The 17,990-nt window shown below is 59.6% G+C and carries 16 protein-coding genes and 1 pseudogene; 5 read left to right on the top strand and 12 right to left on the bottom strand.

Annotated features, from left to right (window positions below; translation table 11 throughout):
• Positions 1–153: 153 nt before the first annotated feature.
• The 3 genes and pseudogenes from gmhB to ABCS64_RS00705 form a co-directional block, all read left to right on the top strand.
• Positions 154–678: pseudogene (gene gmhB / locus ABCS64_RS00695) on the top strand (D-glycero-beta-D-manno-heptose 1,7-bisphosphate 7-phosphatase); the annotation flags it as partial.
• A gap of 156 nt (positions 679–834) precedes the next feature.
• Positions 835–1,554: a lysophospholipid acyltransferase family protein gene (locus ABCS64_RS00700; RefSeq protein WP_418890030.1), complete on the top strand. Its 720-nt coding sequence runs from the start codon at positions 835–837 to the stop codon at positions 1,552–1,554.
• A gap of 108 nt (positions 1,555–1,662) precedes the next feature.
• Entirely contained in the window at positions 1,663–2,493 is an 831-nt protein-coding gene (locus ABCS64_RS00705; protein WP_418890031.1) for a M48 family metallopeptidase, read from the top strand.
• Between the two features lie 271 nt (positions 2,494–2,764).
• Here the strand turns inward: ABCS64_RS00705 and ABCS64_RS00710 are convergent, their stop codons facing one another.
• The 10 genes from ABCS64_RS00710 to ABCS64_RS00755 all read right to left on the bottom strand — a co-directional run bounded on the left by ABCS64_RS00710 (position 2,765) and on the right by ABCS64_RS00755 (position 13,317).
• A complete protein-coding gene (locus ABCS64_RS00710) occupies positions 2,765–4,144 on the bottom strand; it encodes an IS1380 family transposase (RefSeq protein ID WP_418890032.1) in 1,380 nt (459 codons plus the stop codon).
• Positions 4,145–4,277: 133 nt separating this feature from the next.
• Positions 4,278–5,882, bottom strand: coding sequence for an apolipoprotein N-acyltransferase (gene lnt / locus ABCS64_RS00715; RefSeq protein ID WP_418890033.1), 1,605 nt, complete (start codon positions 5,880–5,882; stop codon positions 4,278–4,280).
• A complete protein-coding gene (locus tag ABCS64_RS00720; RefSeq protein ID WP_418890034.1) occupies positions 5,879–6,754 on the bottom strand; it encodes an HlyC/CorC family transporter in 876 nt (291 codons plus the stop codon). Before ABCS64_RS00720 ends, lnt begins: the two co-directional genes overlap by 4 nt.
• Before the next feature lie 43 nt (positions 6,755–6,797).
• Complete coding sequence (gene ybeY / locus ABCS64_RS00725) at positions 6,798–7,301, bottom strand: rRNA maturation RNase YbeY (RefSeq protein WP_418890035.1); 504 nt, start codon at positions 7,299–7,301, stop codon at positions 6,798–6,800.
• Positions 7,298–8,389: a PhoH family protein gene (locus ABCS64_RS00730; RefSeq protein WP_418890036.1), complete on the bottom strand. Its 1,092-nt coding sequence runs from the start codon at positions 8,387–8,389 to the stop codon at positions 7,298–7,300. The genes ybeY and ABCS64_RS00730 overlap by 4 nt, the downstream gene beginning before the upstream one ends.
• Entirely contained in the window at positions 8,386–9,723 is a 1,338-nt protein-coding gene (gene miaB / locus ABCS64_RS00735; RefSeq protein WP_418890037.1) for a tRNA (N6-isopentenyl adenosine(37)-C2)-methylthiotransferase MiaB, read from the bottom strand. The genes ABCS64_RS00730 and miaB overlap by 4 nt, the downstream gene beginning before the upstream one ends.
• A gap of 5 nt (positions 9,724–9,728) precedes the next feature.
• A complete protein-coding gene (locus tag ABCS64_RS00740; RefSeq protein ID WP_418890038.1) occupies positions 9,729–10,142 on the bottom strand; it encodes a hypothetical protein in 414 nt (137 codons plus the stop codon).
• Between the two features lie 600 nt (positions 10,143–10,742).
• Positions 10,743–11,495, bottom strand: a complete 753-nt coding sequence (locus ABCS64_RS00745) for an SDR family NAD(P)-dependent oxidoreductase (protein ID WP_418890039.1) — start codon at positions 11,493–11,495, stop codon at positions 10,743–10,745.
• A 42-nt stretch (positions 11,496–11,537) separates the two neighbouring features.
• Positions 11,538–12,479, bottom strand: coding sequence for a transketolase family protein (locus tag ABCS64_RS00750; RefSeq protein WP_418890040.1), 942 nt, complete (start codon positions 12,477–12,479; stop codon positions 11,538–11,540).
• Between the two features lies 1 nt (position 12,480).
• Positions 12,481–13,317: a transketolase gene (locus tag ABCS64_RS00755; protein ID WP_418890041.1), complete on the bottom strand. Its 837-nt coding sequence runs from the start codon at positions 13,315–13,317 to the stop codon at positions 12,481–12,483.
• Between the two features lie 434 nt (positions 13,318–13,751).
• Between ABCS64_RS00755 and ABCS64_RS00760 the strand changes: the two genes are divergently transcribed.
• Positions 13,752–15,212: a phospholipase D-like domain-containing protein gene (locus tag ABCS64_RS00760; RefSeq protein WP_418890042.1), complete on the top strand. Its 1,461-nt coding sequence runs from the start codon at positions 13,752–13,754 to the stop codon at positions 15,210–15,212.
• Positions 15,213–15,475: 263 nt separating this feature from the next.
• On the opposite strand, the gene ABCS64_RS00765 is transcribed toward ABCS64_RS00760, so the two are convergent.
• Entirely contained in the window at positions 15,476–16,294 is an 819-nt protein-coding gene (locus ABCS64_RS00765) for a class I SAM-dependent methyltransferase (protein WP_418890043.1), read from the bottom strand.
• Positions 16,295–16,536: 242 nt separating this feature from the next.
• Positions 16,537–17,262: a DsbC family protein gene (locus tag ABCS64_RS00770; RefSeq protein WP_418890044.1), complete on the bottom strand. Its 726-nt coding sequence runs from the start codon at positions 17,260–17,262 to the stop codon at positions 16,537–16,539.
• Between the two features lie 152 nt (positions 17,263–17,414).
• On the opposite strand from ABCS64_RS00770, the gene ABCS64_RS00775 reads away from it, so the two are divergent.
• The gene (locus ABCS64_RS00775; protein ID WP_418890045.1) at positions 17,415–17,990 is read left to right on the top strand and encodes a hypothetical protein; all 576 of its coding nucleotides are present in this window, start codon (positions 17,415–17,417) and stop codon (positions 17,988–17,990) included.

The following is a 17,990-nucleotide window of genomic DNA, read 5'->3' on the forward strand; positions in this document are numbered from 1 at the left end:
CGGGAGGCACGGAACGGACCAGGCGCCGCGTGTGGTCGGCATCCCGCAGGCGGGCCGCTTGCTGCCTGAATGCCCAATGCGCCGCACTGTTTCTCTGGCGAGCTGTCCACGCAAAGCATCCGCCGCTCCTTTTCAATTTCCGCAGATTTTTCCATGAAGCTCATCATTCTCGACCGCGACGGCGTCATCAACCATGACTCCGAGCGCTTTATCAAGTCGCCCGCCGAATGGCGCGCCATTCCCGGCAGCCCGGAAGCCATCGCCCGGCTCTCCCAGGCGGGCTACCGCGTCGTCGTCGCCACCAACCAGTCGGGCATCGGCCGCGGCCTGTTCGACATGGAAACGCTCAACGCCATCCACACCAAAATGCATCAGACAGTGCAGGCCGCCGGCGGGCGCATCGACGCCATTTTTTACTGCCCGCACGCCGCCGACGCCAAATGCGACTGCCGCAAGCCGAAACCGGGCATGCTCAAGCAGATTGCCGCCTGCTTTAATGCCGACCTGACCGGTGTTTTTGCCGTCGGTGATTCGCTGCGCGACCTGGAAGCCGCCGTCAGCGCCGGCGCCAGCCCGGTGTTGGTACTGACCGGCAAGGGCGAAAATACCTATGCCAACGAGACCCTGCCTGCCGGTACGCAGGTGTTCGACGATCTCGCACAGGTGGTCGACGCCATGCTCATGGCGGAGAAAAAAGCGGAAAAAGTAGAGAAGGCAGAAAAAGCAGAGAGGGCAGAGAAGGCCGAAAAAACCGAGAGAACAGAAAGCAAAAGCGAAAAGGTGGAAAGAAAAACCTGAGGCCCGCCTCGTCACCAGAACGGATCGTACCCAACCATGATTGCCTTGTTCCGTACGCTAATTTTTGCGCCGCTGGCCATTCTTACCACGCTGATTGCCAGCGTGCTGGTGTTGCTGACGGCGATCTTCCCCATGCGTGTGCGCTTTGCCATTATCCGTGTCTGGTACACCGTCGTGCTCGGCCTGTGCAAGACGGTGCTTGGCCTGCGCTATCGCCTGCTCGGCCGCGAGCATATTCCGTCCGGCGCCTGCGTCGTGCTCGCCAAACATGAGTCGGCCTGGGAAACCATCGCCTTACAGCAGATTTTTCCTCCTGTCGTTTTTGTCCTCAAGAAATCTTTGCTGAACATCCCGATTCTCGGCTGGGCATTTATCGCCGTGCGGATGATTTCGATCGACCGCAAAGCGGGCCGCGACGCTTTGCGGCAAGTCGCCGAACAAGGCCAAAAACGGCTGGCGGAAGGCATTTCTGTCGCGATCTTTCCCGAGGGGACGCGCACATTGCCTGGTGAAATCCGGCGATTCAAGCCCGGCGGCGCATACCTGGCCGTCAGCACGGGCGCTGTGGCCGTACCGGTTGCACACAATGCCGGTGATTTCTGGAGCAAGCGTTTCGCCAAGCGGGCGGGCGAAATTATCGTCAGCGTCGGCCCGCCCATCGATCCAAAAGGTAAAACCGCAGAAGAGGTCAATCGCCTTGCAGAAGCGTGGGTTAGCGAAGAAATGCAGCGCATTGCGCCGTACCGCAATCATTGATGAGCCTCGATTTTTTGCGTAGTGGCACTGCGTTACGGAAACGGTCGAGTTTCGCGGCAACAGACGCTGTCGCGCCGCGATAGGGGCGCAATAGTCGATCGACACGGTATGCCGCAACGGATCGAACATTCTCTGGAATTGCCTTTTCCGGATCGGGCAGTGCGTCCGGCAGGGGAAACGCTGCACACCATTGTTCTGCATGATCGCATCGTGCCTTACTCGCTGCGCCGCAGCCGCCGGCGCAGCATCGGCCTGTCCATTGACGAGCGCGGACTGCGTGTCGGCGCGCCTTTGCGGGCGGCACTGAGCGAAATCGAAGCCCTAATTTGCCGGCATGGCGACTGGGTTGCGCAAAAACTCGATGAATGGCGTACCCGCCGTCGTCCGCCGCCACAGGCCATCACTGACGGCGCAACAGTTCCCTACCTGGGCGGCACGCTCAGACTGCATCTGATGCAAGGCGGCAACCAGATTCGTTGGGAAGAACAGGGGGCGGGAGCCTTGAAAGCCGATGACACACGCGAAGATGGCGCCAATAGCCTGCATGTCGATGGCGGTGCGCCGCGCTTGATACTGGCCGCACGCACGCCGGACGATGCAGCGCGCCTGCTTGAGCGCGCCCTGCGGCGACGCGCCATGGCGATTTTTCGGGAACGGCTGGCGCATTTTGCTCGCCAGTTTGGCTTGCCCGTACCGCCACTGGCCTTGAGTGCCGCGCGTACACGCTGGGGAAGCTGTAGCCTGCGCACCGGCATCCGGCTCAACTGGCGGCTGATTCACTATCGGCAGGCATTGATCGACTACGTGATCATCCACGAACTGGCGCACCTGCGCGAAATGAACCACAGTGCGCGCTTCTGGGCCATTGTCGAGCGCTACTGCCCGAATTACCGGCAATTGCGCGAAGAGCTGAAACGCCTGCCGACACGCACTCCCTGACGTGCTGATTGCAGAAGAACAATGCCTCACCGGCCGCTAGCCCACATTTCTCACACTCTCACGGTTCGGCCCCCGTTGGCGCGGCTTTTTCCTTCACGCGTTGCCGTGACCGCGAGGATTCAGGCCCGCGAGCGGCCAATGGAGTGCAGGCGGGTGAGGTTCTGCGGGCGGTCAGGTGCGTTGAGGGGGCAAGCGGCGCTGTTTGGGCATGAGACCGCCTCGCGCGAACGGGAGCGCGATCGGATCAGCAGGGCCACGGTGGCGTGGCGGATCAGCCGGGGGCGAGTCTGGCCTGGGCCAGGCGCCAGGTGGTCTGGAACGGATGACTGCTGGCCATGCTGACATGGATGCGGCGCACGCTGATCTTGACCCGTGCGCCGATCTTGAGCAGTTTCAGGCGCAGGCTCTCGCAGGTGGCCTCGGCCAGTTCGGTGCCAGCCAGCCCGATGCGGCACAGCGCTTCGAGCATGACGTAGGCGAAGGAGGCGAACCACAGCCGCAGCTGATTGGCCCGCATCGTCGCCGTTGAGGTGCGATCGGCGAACAGGTGTAGCTGGCACTCCTTGATGCGGTTCTCCATTTCGCCTCGGGCGCAGTACAGCGCCTCGTACAGTTCGCGTGCCGGCCAGCGCTGAGCGTCCAGGCTGGTGACGATGAAGCGCGGATTGGCCTTGCCCGGCAGCTGCTCGGCCTTGCCGACGACCCGCCGGGCGCACGACCAGCTGTCAAGGGTGCGGTAGGTGAAGTCGCGAAACCGCCGTGCGGGCTTGCCGGTCTGGGTGCATTCGGCCTGCGCCTGGCTCATCTCGGTTTCGATCTGGGCCTTGAGCCGGTCGTTCTTGGCCAGCCCGAAGACGAAGTCGATGTGCGTCTGCTCGCACCAACTCATCAAGGCATCGCGCGCAAAGCCCGAGTCGGCACGCAGCACGATGCGCACCTCCGGCCAGTGGCGGCGGATCTGGGTGACGATGCGTTCGAGTTCATCGATGCTGCCCGCCGAGGCATCCGTGTTGGCCCGGCGCAGCTTGGCGGCGAGCAGATGTCGGCCGCAGAAGATGTACAGCGGCAGGTAGCAGTAGCCGCCGTAGTAACCATGGAAGAAACGCCCTTCCTGCTGGCCGTGCAGCGGGTCGTCGGTGGCGTCCAGATCGAGGATGATCTCGTCAGGTGCCTGCTCGTGCGCCTCAATGAAGCACGCGACGAACAGCGACTCGAAGGCCGCCGGATCGTGAGCGATCTTGTGATAGCGCGAACCGTCCTTGGTGTCGGGGGCATGTTCGAGCCGGTTCAAGGTCGACTTGCCCGCCAGCGGCTCGCAGCCCTTGCGCCGAGCGCTGAGCTTACCGGCCAGCGTGGCCAGTACCGGGTCACGGCGCAATTGATCGTGATCGTTCAGGTCCTCGTAGCCCAGCGCGATCCCCACGATCCGTTGCATCACCAACGTGTGCACCGTGTGTTCGATCAGCTCCGGATCGCGCCCATCCTCGAAGCAGGCCGCCACCCGTTCGGTCAGCCGCAAGGTGCGATCGACCTCGCGCAGCAACAGCGCGCCCGCATCCGAACTGATCTGCCCTCCGTCGAAATCCACCGCCACCTGGCGGCCATCAATACGCTTCGCGCATGGGCTGACTACGGTACACTGTGTCGGCATCGCGGCTTCCTCAGAGATATGGTTAAGTCGTTCTCGCAAAAAAACTTTCTTATATCTCCGGCCGCGATGCACCTTCTATCTGTGAGAAATGCGGGCTAGAAGCATCATTGAGCGGCTAAGCAGTAGGCTTGACTCAGGTCTTACGGTTATTACGGCGTGGTCGCGCCACGATGCCGATGATCAGCAGACAAAGCGCGATGACGGGTAGGTTACCCCCGTGTACATAAGGCGTTGCGCCGGTATGGGCGCGTACTTCGCCGGTCAAGGCACCGCGTGTGAACGGCGGCAGTGCCGCGGCGATATCGCCGTTGGCGCTGACAATAGCAGTCATTCCGGTATTGGTGGCGCGCAGCATGACGCGGCCGGTTTCGAGTGCGCGTAGCCGGGCGATCTGCAAATGCTGCGCCGGCGCGAGCGAGTCGCCGAACCAGGCGACGTTGGAAAGATTGACGAGCAGATGGGCTTCGGGCAGGGCGCGCGCGATCTCTTCGCCAAAGGCATCCTCATAACAGATGTTCGGGGCGATTTTCAGTGCGCCAAGGCGCAGCGGTGATTGCTGTGGGTTGCCGGCGATGAAGTCGGACATGGGAATTTCCGCCAGATCCATGAACCAGTGAAAACCGGGCGGAACGAATTCCCCGAAAGGAACGAGGTGAACCTTGTCGTAGCGTTGCAGGCCGCCATTGTCGTGACCATTTCCAAGGGCGATGGCGCTGTTGGCATAATTGCTGCCATCGTGGGTGGGAATGCCGAAAATCAGCATGCCGTGTTCGCGTTGTGCCAGCCTGTGCAGGGCGTCGAGGTAGTCTGCCGGCACCTGTTCGAGCAGACTGGGAATGGCGGTTTCCGGCAATACGGTGAGTTGTGCCGGATGCGCGTGCGCCAACTGATGGTAGATGCGCAAGGAATCGTGCAGACGCTCCGGCCGCCATTTCATCTCCTGCGGAATGTTGCCTTGCAGCAGGGCGACGCGGATGGGTTGGCCGATCGGCTGTGTCCATTCGATAAGGCGCAACAGGCTGCCGCAGAGAAGCGTTAGGGCGAGGGTCAGCATGATTGGCAGCGATTGCCGGAAAATCTGCAAGCGGTTTGCGCCCGTTGCCGTGCCCTGAAAGACAACGCGGCCGCAGACTACGGCAAGCAGTGCGCCGAGCCAGGCGCTTAGCCAGGAAAGGCCGTAGACGCCGACTATCGGCGCGAAGCCGGATAAAGGGCTCGGCGGCGTTTGGCTATAACCGATCGCCAGCCAGGAAAACCCGGTAAACAGCCGGCCGCGCAGCCATTCCGTCAACGTCCATAGCGCAGCGAACAGCAGCGTGCGTCGTAGGGTTTGCCAACCCGTCCGCACATCCGCCCCAGAAAAATTCCCCCGGCCGGTTAACAGGACGAACAGCGCGCCGGCCAGCGCTGGGTAGAGGGCGAGATAAGCGCAGAACAGGACGGTGGCAAGTGCCGCCAGCGGCATGGCCATGCCGCCGAAAACGCTGAGGCTGACGTAGACCCAGGAGACGCCGCCCAGGAAAAAACCAAAACCGAAGACGCCGCCGATCAGGGCGCCATGCCGCCAGTGATACATTTCGGCGCGGTCGAGCAATAGGTAAAGGCCGCCCAGCGCCACAAAAACTAACGGAAAAAGTTCAAGTGGCGCAAAGGCCGGCACGCCCGCCAGACCGAGCAGAAATGCGGCAGCCAGAGATTGGCGTGAGGGGGCGCGTTTTGCGGCTTCAGTGGCCATCATTCTGTGGGCGCGGGTTCATCCGGCGTATCGACGCGGGTCATGCTGTCAGCAGCATCGCCGGCGAGGCGGCTGGCAAACAGAGTATGCAAGCGGCGGCTGTCGGCACGCAGTACCTGAAAGCGGATGCCGTCGATGTCGATCAGCTCGTTGCGCCGGGGAACATGCCCCGCGTGATTCAGGACGAGGCCGCCGATCGTGTCGCACGCATCGCTGCTGAACTGGACGCCCAGCGCCGCATTGAAATCCTCGATGCTGGTCCGCGCCTTGATGCGGTAGCGCCCGCGCCGATCGATCTGGATGTTGTCCGCCGCTTCGTCAAAGTCGTATTCGTCCTCGATATCGCCGACAATTTGTTCGAGCACGTCCTCGATCGTAATCAGGCCGCTGACCCCGGCGTATTCATCAACGACGATCGCCATGTGATTATGCGAAACGCGGAATTCGCGCAACAGGACATTGAGGCGCTTCGTTTCGGGAATGAATACCGCCGGGTGCAGCCAATCGTGCAAATTGACATTTTTCCCCGGCGGCATGCGCAGCAGGTCCTTGGCGATGAGGATGCCGAGCACATTGTCGCGGCTGCCCTCGATGACCGGAAAACGTGAATGGGCGGTGCGGTTGATCTGCGCAATGATTTTTTCAAACGGATCGTCGATGGCGACAACCTGCATCATGGCGCGCGGCACCATGATTTCGCGCACGCTGATTTCCGAAGCGGCCAGCGCGCCTTCGATAATCGACAGCGCGTCAGCATCGAGCAGCTTGCGCTCGTGTGCCGAGTGCAGCAATGCCATCAGTTGTGCGCGGTCTTCCGGCTCGCGCAGGAGCAGCGAAGACAGGCGTTCGAAAAAAGTCGGACGCTCGTGTTCCATGACCGCTATATGCCGCCGATGCGGCGCGCTTGATTCCAGCGCATTACCGCTCGTCTCCGTAAGGATCGGCAAAGCCGAGCACGGCGAGTAGCGCGCGTTCCTTGTCTTCCATGCATTGCGCTTCGGTGGCCTGTTCGTGGTCGTAACCTTGCAGGTGGAGCATGCCGTGCACGATCAGGTGGGCGTAATGCGCCTGGGCGGTTTTATTCTGTTCGGCAGCTTCGCGGGCAACGACGGGGGCGCAGATGACGAGATCGCCGCAAATGACGGGTTCGCGCGCATAGGGGAAAGAAAGAATGTTGGTTGCGTAGTCCTTGCCGCGGTAGGTGTGGTTGAGTTCGCGGCCTTCGGCTTCGTCGACGAAGCGCACGACAATCTCACCCCCGCGCGGCATATCGACATCAAGCGCGGCGCGCGCCCAGCGGCGGATGTCAGTACGTGTGGGGAGGGTGTGTGTTGCCGCTTCTCCGTGTGGGTCGGCACAGGCGTATTGCACGCTGAGATTGAGTCTGCGCGATACGCGCGTTTTATCGTCGGGAACGTTCATGATTTGCGTCCTGCGTCCGATGTGGGTCTGGATGCCTTACCCCCATTTTTATTGGCGCTGTCGCCGGTTTCCATTTTTTCCAACGCGATTGCGTGGGCCTCATAGGCCGAGACGATGCGCGCGACGAGCGGGTGGCGGACGACATCTTCTTTCTGGAATTCGGTAAAGGCGATGCCGCGCACGTCACGCAGAATGAGGCTGGCTTCCAGTAGGCCGCTCTTCTGGCCGTGCGGCAGGTCAATTTGTGTAATGTCGCCGGTGACGACGGCTTTGGCGCCGATGCCGATGCGCGTCAGGAACATTTTCATCTGCTCAGGCGTTGTGTTCTGTGCTTCGTCAAGGATGATGAAGGCATGGTTGAGCGTGCGTCCGCGCATGTAGGCAAGCGGAGCGATTTCGATGGCATTGCGCTCGAATAGGCGCGTCACCTTATCGAAGCCCATCAGGTCGTAGAGCGCATCATAGAGCGGCCGCAAATAGGGATCGACCTTTTGTGCCAGATCGCCGGGCAGGAAACCGAGGCGTTCGCCTGCTTCAACGGCGGGACGGGTGAGGACGATGCGCCGCGCTTGTTCGCGTTCAAAGGCGTCGATGGCCGAGGCAACGGCAAGGTAAGTCTTGCCGGTACCGGCCGGACCGATGCCGAAGGTGATGTCGTGGGCCTGAATCTGTTTAAGGTATTCGACCTGGCGCGGCGTGCGGCCGTGCAGATCGGTCTTGCGCGTCATCAGCGCGGGGGAATCATCGGCGCCGTGTTCGCGCCGTTCCGGGCGATTGGCCAGCTCGATCAAGCCGAGTTGGATTTCGTCGATGGACAGTTCATTTTTGGCGCGTGCATAGAGGGTTTGCAGTGCTTCAGACGCTTTTGCAAGCTGCGCCGTCTCGCCGCGTAAGGTAAAGTGTTCGCCACGGCGCGCGATGGAAACATCGAAGGCGGTCTCGATCTGGCGTAGGTTTTCGTCGAGTGCGCCGCAGAGGTTGGCAAGCTGGGCGTTATTGACCGGTGAAAGTTTGAGTTCGACAGCGCGCGACCGGACGCTGGCAGGCGATTGCGGTCGATTGGCGGATTGGGCGGTTTTTCTGTTCATACTTCGCGGGTCAGGACTTCGCCGCGCAGGGAGTGCGGCATGGCCGAGACGATGCGCACGTCGATGAAACGGTTGACCAGGCGCGGGTGGCCGGCAAAGTTGACGACGCGGTTGTTGTCAGTGCGGCCGGCAAGCTCGCCCGCGCCCTTTTTCGAGACGCCTTCGACGAGTACGCGCTGAACCGTGCCAACCATCGACTGCGAAACGGCTTGTGCCAGCGCGTCGATGCGTTTTTGCAGGCGCATCAGGCGTTCGAGTTTGATATCTTGCGGCGTGTCGTCGGCCAGCTCGGCGGCCGGTGTGCCAGGGCGGGCGCTGTAAATGAAGGAGAAAGAGGCGTCGAAGCCGACATCATCGATCAGGCGCATCGTTTTTTCAAAATCTGCGGCCGTTTCGCCGGGGAAACCGACGATGAAGTCGGAAGACAGCGAAATGTCGGGCCGCACCGCGCGCAGTTTGCGCACGAGGCTTTTATATTCGAGCGTCGTGTAACCGCGCTTCATCGCCGCCAGCACGCGGTCGGAGCCGGACTGCACCGGTAGATGCAGATGGGAAACGAGTTTGGGCACTTTGGCGTAGGTCTCGACCAGGCGCGCCGTCATTTCACGCGGGTGTGAAGTGGTGTAACGGATACGCTCAATGCCGGGGATTTCTGCGATGTATTCGATCAACATGGCAAGATCGGCGGTTTCTTCGCCGCTGCCGATTTTGCCGCGATAGGCATTGACGTTCTGGCCGAGCAGGGTCACTTCTCCGACGCCCTGTTCGGCCAGGCCGGCAACTTCGGCCAGTACATCGTCGAACGGGCGCGAGACTTCATCGCCGCGCGTGTAGGGAACGATGCAATACGTGCAGAATTTGCTGCACCCTTCCATGATCGAGATGAAGGCGGACGCACCTTCCGTGCGTGCGGGCGGCAGGTGGTCGAACTTTTCGATTTCCGGAAAAGAAACATCGACCTGCGCTTTTTTGCTGTGCCGCCGCTCGGCGATGAGCTGTGGCAGGCGGTGCAGCGTTTGCGGGCCGAACACGATATCGACGTAAGGCGCGCGCCGCACGATGGCTTCGCCCTCCTGAGTGGCGACGCAGCCGCCGACGCCGATGATGAGATCGGGCTTGGCCTGCTTGAGGGGGCGCACGCGGCCAAGGTCGTGGAAAACACGCTCTTGGGCTTTTTCGCGCACCGAGCAGGTGTTGAACAGAATGATGTCAGCCTCTTCGGGCGTATCGGTTCGGATGATGGGTTCGGATGCGGCGAGCACGTCAGCCATTTTGTCCGAATCGTACTCGTTCATCTGGCACCCGAAAGTGCGGATGAACAACTTTTTGGTCATGCGGGTCAGTTCTGGCGGATAGCCGCCATTTCAGCGGGAGGCAGAATCCATACGCGATAGACCGAGCCATAGGAATCGTTCACGTAGACAATATCCTTGTTGCCCTGAATGGTCATCGACAGGACGATCAAGTTTTTCTCGTTGCGGAACTGTGCAATGGGCGACAGGCGGTGCTTGACCCCGTCGATGACGATCGTGCCGTTGCCGGGCGGCGGTTCCATGACTCCGAGTTTAGCTTCCGGCGGCAGTTTGCGCTGAATGATGTAGTTCTCGTAGGTTTGCGGCGCGGGCGCGCCAACGCTTTGCACCACCGTTTCAATGACGGCGCTGACGATCGATGCAATGAGAGAGGCGGGTAAGGGCATGGCATTATTATAGACAGAATCTCTGGCGGAATAAACCATGGCGTTAACGGTCATTTCCTCCGGTTTCCCGGCAGTCGTGGCCGGCTGATTTTGATCAGCGCATAACCCTGTAAACACGGCGCGCTGGTTTTTCCATTTTGGGTGGTGACTGCCGCTGTTTCCCCCGCGTGAAACAAGACAGCGCAGTGTGTATTCAGAACAATTCTGCAAGATACTTTGCGGTATTTTTGTGGCAGCTCCAGCCCCGCATTGTGCATTGCCGAATGCGGTTATCTGTACCTTCCCATTCGTACATTGGGTCGTCGGTTGGGGAAAATAGCTTATGGGCGACTATCGGACGCCTATCTGACGTCGGCAATCCAAATATCCAAGTGCCCAAGTCGCCTAGCTACGACCGCCGAGGCAGGATGAGACAGCGCAAGACAGAACAAGACAAGCGAAGGGCGGTAACGACGCTAAAGGGTAGCCCTTGCAACTATTTTTCCTGAACAGTTGGAGATGCCTGTACGGACCTTTTGAGGTAGGGATGAGAAATTGGCTGGATACCGTAGCCGAAAATCCTATCAATGTATGATTGACCGATGTCCTTTCTGCCTCTGCGGCCTGTTGCCCCGGCCGTTCTGTTTTTTATCGGATGTTTTGCGCCTTCCATGCTCAATAGGCGGTTAGCCCGCCGTCGACGGGTAGGGCAACGCCATTGAGAAACGCCGCTTCGTCCGAGGCCAGATAAACCGCAGCATTGGCGACGTCGATGTCCGTTGCCAGGCGCCCCAGCGGAATTTCGCCCAGCCGTTCGGCTTTTCGTTCAGGATCCTGGAATAACGTCTGGATATAGGGCGTATCGACCGTGCTTGGATGAATCGAGTTACAGCGGATGTTGTCTTTCGCGTAGCGGACACCGACCGATTTCGTCAGCAAGGTGATTGCGCCCTTGGTTACGGTGTAGGTCTCGGTCGTGAACTGATGGCCGATCAGCCCGCAGATCGACGAGATGTTGATGATTGACCCGCCGCCAGCTCGGCGCATGACCGGAATGACGTGCTTGATGCCCAGCATCGGTCCTTTGACGTTGACGGCCAGCATCGTGTCGAGCGTCTGCTCCTGCACTGCTTCGATCGGCTCACGAATGTTGATGCCGGCATTGTTAACCAGTACGTCGAGGCGCCCGAACTTTTTGATAGCTACATCGATGGCGGCGATCCAGTCGGCATCCCGCGTGACATCCAGCGGCTGAAAGATCGCCGTTCCGCCTTTTTCCGTAATTGCCGGAACGATAGGCGTGTCCCGCTTTGTGTCAAGGTCGCAGACCATGACGCATGCCCCTTCCTCTGCAAAATGTCGCGCGATCGCCGCGCCGATGCCCTGTGCGCTGCCGGTGATCAGCACCACCTTGTTTTCGAGTCTCATCGCGTGTTCCTTTGCATGGGTGTCTGGCTTGCTAGAGTGCCTCTATTTGCCGAGCGCCTGACGGACTGTTTGTGCAATATGCCCTTCGGTCAGGCCGAAATGTTCCAACAGTTCGGCATAAGAGTGTGCAGAGGTGCCGAACTGGTCTTCAATGCCGAGATGCCTGAAGGGAACGCAGAGCTCTCCTGCAATCGCCAGAGCAATGGCGCTGCCGAGACCGCCGATTTTTGTCGCTTCTTCGACGACAACGATGGCTTTTTTACCGGCGGCGTGTTGAAGCACCTCAGCTTTCCTGAGCGGTTTCAGCGTGCTGACGTTAATGACTTCGGCCGCAATGCCTTCGCTCTTGAGCTGATGGGCCGCTTCCCAAGATTTCCAGACCATGGCGCCAGTAGCGAAAATGACGACATCGCTGCCTTCGACGATCCGAGTCATTTTGCCAATTTCGTATTCGCCTTCTTCTGGCGTGAAAACGGGCAAATCATTGCGATTGATGCGAATGTAAACCGGACCCTGGTGTTTGACCATGGCTTGAACCATTTTCCGTGTTTCCACGGCGTCACACGGATTCAAGACCGTCATGTTGGGGAGGGCGCATACTACATTGGCGTCTTCGATCGACTGATGCGTCTTGCCATCACCAAAATCCGACAAGCCGCAGCTGGAGCCACAAATCCGCACATTGGCTTGCGGAATGGCGATGCTGCAACGAATCTGGTCGTAAGCGCGCCCGAGTGCGAAAACTGCGAAGGTGCTGTAGAAGGGGATTTTCCCAGCCAGCGCCAGGCCGGCTGCCGTCGAGGCCATATTCTGCTCAGCAATACCCATTTCAAAGTAACGCTCTGGCCAGGCTTCCTTGAACAGGTAGGACATGGTCGATTTGCCGAGATCCGCTTCCAGAACGACGATGTCGGGATGGCTGTTGCCCGCTTCGACCAAGGCTTGACCATAGGCAAGGCGCAGGCTTTTCTTTTCCATGCTCATCTCAGTCTCCTTCTATGCCGGCTTCGAGTTCTTTTTTTGCCGCTTCAAATTGCGCTGCATCAAAGCTTCCGTTGTGATAAGCGGCAATATCTTCGGCAAACGAAATTCCTTTGCCTTTGATCGTGTCGAGAATGATGAGCGTTGGTTTGCCCCGGACAGTCTTGGCCCGATCGATGACGTCGATCAGCTGTCCGATGTCGTGCCCGTTGGCGGCAAGGACCTCCCAGCCGAACGAACGCCATTTTTTATCCAGATCGGGGATGCGAAAGATGTCTTCTGTGCGGCCGGTCGCCTGAATCTTGTTCCAGTCGAGGAAGGCCGTCAGGTTATCCACCTTGAAATTGCTAGCCGCCATCGCGGCTTCCCAGAGCTGACCTTCCGATTGTTCACCATCGCCCATGACCACATAAACCCGGCTGGGCCGCCGGTCGAGCCGTAGCGCCAGCGCCATGCCAACGCCAATGGAAAGTCCTTGTCCTAATGACCCCGTCACCGCTTCGATGCCAGGGATCGTCAGGTCGGGATGCCCTTGCAGCAGGCCATCGATCGCCTTGACTCGTTTGAGCTCCTCGCGCGGGAAGTAGCCGGCCTCGCACAGCGCCGCGTATTGAATGAGCGCCGCATGGCCTTTCGAGAGCAGAAAACGGTCGCGGTTTGGGTCCCTGGGGGCGCTGGCGTGGACATTCATTGCATGGAAATACAATACGGCCAGCGTTTCCGCCAATGAGCTTGAACCGCCCCAATGACCGGCCATGTTGATGCCGATCATCTCCAGCACGTTGAGCCGCAATTTTTGCGCTTTTTGCCGCAGGGCGCTGATTAACTGTTCATTTGCCACGCCGTTCTCCTTGCATTAAAGGTTACAGGTCGGGTTTTTGTAGGTCACGGATTTGTGTATGTAATTTTTTATCGACGCGATGCGCTACAAAATTTGTATTTCATAAAACAAGGCAAGTGCCACGCTGGAGACTTTGCGTTTGTAATACATGGCACAAAGATGCTGCCAGAAAATTTAGGGTGCCGCAATGCGCGAATCGTCGCATGAATGCGTACTGGTACAGCCGCTTTCGTTATCCATGTCCGCGTCCTGATCGGTTGTTCTTGGCGATGGCCACAGAAAAGCGCCGGTTTTATGGGCCGGCTCCGGGCCGTGGTATGGGTTACGGCATATACGGCTTTGTGTATTGGGGCAGGACGTATCGCCGGATACGGCTTTGCGGCACATGCTTTCGGTTATCATCACTGCCTATTTGCCGGATTTTGATTCAATTAATGATTGCAGATCTGATTGCGCGTCACTGGGAGCTGCTGGATGCGCTGGCCGCGGTAATCGGCCTGATCGTCTATGTAGCGGCCTCGCAGGCGCTGCATCAGCGCCGGCATCCTTCGGCGGCGATCGCCTGGGTGATGGCGATTGTATTGCTGCCTTTCCTTGCCTTGCCGCTGTATCTGGTTTTTGGAACGCGCAAAATTGCACCGCGGCGACCGCGCTCCGTGCCGATCGGCGATGTGCCCAGTCCGGCGCGGCAGACGACCGCAGCCCAGGCGCAACGATTGGCGCAGGCAATGGGCTTGCCGCCGCCGGCGGCCTATACGCACCTGACGATCCATGCCGACGGCGCGCAGGCGCTTGATGCGCTGCGCCGTCTCATTGATGGCGCAACGCAGACGCTGGAGGTGTGCACCTTCCTGTTTGGGCGTGATGCCTTGGGCGACGAAATTGGCGAGCGGCTCAAGGCGAAGGCGCGGGCGGGTGTGCGCGTGCGCCTACTGGTCGATGGCGTTGGTGTTTACATGGGCGGCGGCTTGCCCGATCTACGTTCGTTGCATGCCGCAGGGGTCGAAGCGCGTGTGTTTGTTTCCTTATTTCGCTCGTCGCTGCGCGGGCGTACCAATTTGCGCAATCACCGCAAGTCAGTGATTGCTGACGGGCGGCATTTCTGGTGTGGCGGCCGAAATCTGGCGGCGGAATATTTCGTCGGCGGATATGGCGTTCTTGGGCAACAGGTATATCGCCAGCTGCATCGGCGTGCGCCGCCGCCCTGGCTCGATCTGAGCTTCGATCTGGAAGGCGATCTGGCGCGCCAAGCGCAGGAAGTTTTTATGCAGGACTGGGCGTTTGCCGGCGAAAGTGCGCCTACGGAAGAATACGCGCCCGCCCAGGCCAATGCTGTCCAGGGGCCGCCCCCCACGTTACCGGGGCTGGCGCAGATGGTGGTCAGCGGCCCCGACCTGGCCGACGATACGATCCATACGCTGCTCATTTCCAGCTGCTTTACCGCACGCCGGCGTATTCTGGCGATTACGCCCTATTTTGTGCCCGATCCGGCGCTGCTCAATGCCATGACGCTGGCGGCGCGGCGCGGTGTGGCGGTCGATCTGGTGATGCCGGTACGCTCCAACCACAGGATTGCCGATTTCGTCCGGCACCGCGCCCTGCGTGAACTGGCGGCTGCCGGCGGGCGCGTTTGGCTGCACCCGCAGATGGTGCATGCCAAAGCACTCGTGTTCGACGATGAAATGGCGCTGGCTGGTTCCGCCAATCTGGATGGACGGAGCCTGTTCATCAATTACGAAATGATGATCGGGTTTTACGATGGGATGGCGGTGCGTGGTTTTTCGGCCTGGATTGAAGCGCGGCGAAAAGAAGCGGACGCCTATGTCGTACAGCGCCCCCATGTGGTGCGGAATGTGGCGGAAGGGCTGCTGCTTTGGCTGGCCTTCCAGTTGTAGGCAAGTTGTAGGCAGTTGGCGAGTGAGCGGCCAAATGGACGGACAGCCTGGAAAATAGCCGTCACTCTGCCACTTGATTGATCTTTGTGCTACAGAAAATTCCCACCAAAGTTCATCAGAGGGATGGTTTTCACGCGTTCCAAACAAGGGGTTTGCCGGCATCCGCGCGGCTAGATGGATAACACGGGAGGGCAGGCAAGTTTACAGAAAAAATGCGCGGGGGCTGCCGTGGATATCGCTTGGGATAGGGCGCAGGCCGGATTTCAGGGCAGCTTCACCCGCACGATGCGCTGATCCAGCCTGCTGCCGGCGCCGAGAGCATAAAGCAGGCGCAGGAAAAGCGGATAGCGTTTGCCGCAGGTCTTGCTCAGCAGCAGTTCTTCTTCCAATGTCAATCCTGGCAGCCAGGTTTCCAGTTCGCGGCTGTCCTTGACCGACCATTTCATCTCCGGCGGGGCTTTTTTCATGCTGCCGAGGGCATCATGCCGCTTGGCGCGGCCGACCAGGATGGTCGGGATGATGTCGAATACCAGCGTCGCCTGCGGCAGGTGTTGCGCGAGAGTTGCCAGCCAGTCTTTCACTTCGCTTTCCTCAAAATACATCAGTACCCCTTCGCAGAGCAGTAACACCGGCTTGCCGTGGGCGGCGGCGCGGTTCATCCAATCGGCGGCAAAGAGCGATTCGCTCAAATAGATATTGCCGGATTCCGGCAACAGCTCGCGGCGCAGGGCGATGACCTCGGGCAGGTCAAGGTCGTACCAAGCGGTGACGGCCGGACAACCGAGGCGCTCATAACGCGCATCCAGCCCCGCGCCGACCTGCACCACCACGGCATCAGGATGGGCGGCGATGAAGCGGCGCACCTGCTCGTCAAACAGCCAGGCCCGCCCGCAGCAGCCCGCCTGCGAGGCGGTGGCTTTGGCGTATTGGCTGAAATCATAGTCAAGGCGCGCGAGCATTTTGGGCGCGACCGGATCCACGAGCAACGGCGCGGGCTGTTGTTGCTCCACCGCCCTTGCCCACAGCGGAATAAACAGCGTTTCGGACAGGGTGGTGAGATCCGGGGTGACTTTGTCGGGCATGGCGGCTTCTTCTAAATAAGAGATATTCTCAATTGTACTCCTGCGCTTTCCTTCTTTCATTGTCAGAAAACCACGCCAGGCGGTTTGTACGGTGGCGAAGTCATGAAAAAAGCGGAACGGCCAGACAGGAGATGATTCCTCCTTTGCTGACGGTTCCGCCGGTGGGCGCCGTATTCCCGTATCCGCTGCGATATTTATTTTTCCAGCGTTGTTATTTTCCCAGCGTTGCTGGTGCGGCCGACTTATTTCTTTGCGGGGGCGTTGTCGAGCGAGACTAACTTCTGCTCGATGCGGTCGAGTGGCAACGCGCCGGGAATACGCTCGCCATCAGCAAAAATGAGCGTCGGCGTGCCCTGAATGTTCAGACTACGGCCGAATTCGATATTCTGTGCGATAGCCGACGTGTTGCAGTTCGTCTTGGCCGTCAGTTTTTTGCCGTCCAGCATCAGATCGTTCCAGGCGCGCGCCTTGTCGGATGAACACCAGACCTGCTTGGATTTTTCCAGCGAATCGGGCGAGAGTATCGGATACAGGAAGGTATACAAGGTAATGTTGTCGAGCTTGGCAATTTCCTTGTCCAAGCGTTTGCAGTACCCGCAGTTCGGATCTTCAAAGGTTACCAGTACGCGCTTGCCATCGCCGCGCACCTGTTTGATCGCGTTATTCAGCGGCAGATCGGAGAATTTGACCGCCGTCAGTTTCTGCATCCGCTCTGCGGTGTAGTTCTGCATCGTCTTACCGTCGATCAGTGCGCCGGCAATGATGACCGACTGCTTGGCATCGGTATAGAAAATTTGCCCGTCGGCATAAATTTCATACAGCCCGAGGTAAGGCGTTTGTTTGATGCTACTGATTTTGACGCCCAGTTTGGCTTCCATGGCGCTTTTAACGCTGGCTTCGTTGGCGTGCGCGGGGGCAGTCAGGCAGGCGGCAGTAATTAGAGCGATGGACAGGATGTTTCTCGACATGAACAGGTTTCTCCGTAATCTCAGGTTTTTAACGCATACTGGATGAGCAGGTTTTTGACGGGCTTGAGGCAGTCGGTCAGCACATGCCAGCGTTGCGCAGGATTTGAAAGGCCGAGAGTTTCTCATGAAACAGCCGATGAAGTGTGTGAGTCGTGTACTGCAACAGCAATATTCTCTCGCGCCGCCCCCGTGCTGGCGTCGCAGCAGACGGATTTGACCGATATCCGACCATTCCGGCGCAGCAGCGCCCTACGTCGGCCATGCCGGCGCGCGGTAAGATGCGCGCCATGTCGGATGGTTTGCCTGTTGCCCGCTATTTCCCCGCCGTCGTCTGCGCGGAATTCGATTCGCCGGTCGATGCGCTGCGCAGTCTTTGCGTGCCGCATGATGAGGCGATGGATCTCGTGGCCGCTTCCTGGTTTCCTCCATCCCCCCGACGTGCAATCAAGCCGGCGGATGTGTGTGATACGCGCGAGCGCGATGAATGCGGGCAGTATGCCCTCGTGACAACGATCGACGGTGGTCGCTGCGTTGCCGTGCTACGGCTGAATAATGGCCGCTGGGCTGCGTGTTACGCCTACCCGGAACAGGCCGCCGCCAGCCGCGTTGAGGCCGAACGACGCCTGCGCCGGCTGACGCGTGGCAAGAAACGCGGACTGGTCGCTGTTGCCAAGACAGGGCTGCCGTCCGCCGATGCGGACAAGGCGTCTCTTCAGCGCCCGGTATAA

This window comes from Dentiradicibacter hellwigii, assembly GCF_041770905.1.
Lineage (GTDB): Bacteria > Pseudomonadota > Gammaproteobacteria > Burkholderiales > Rhodocyclaceae > Propionivibrio > Propionivibrio hellwigii.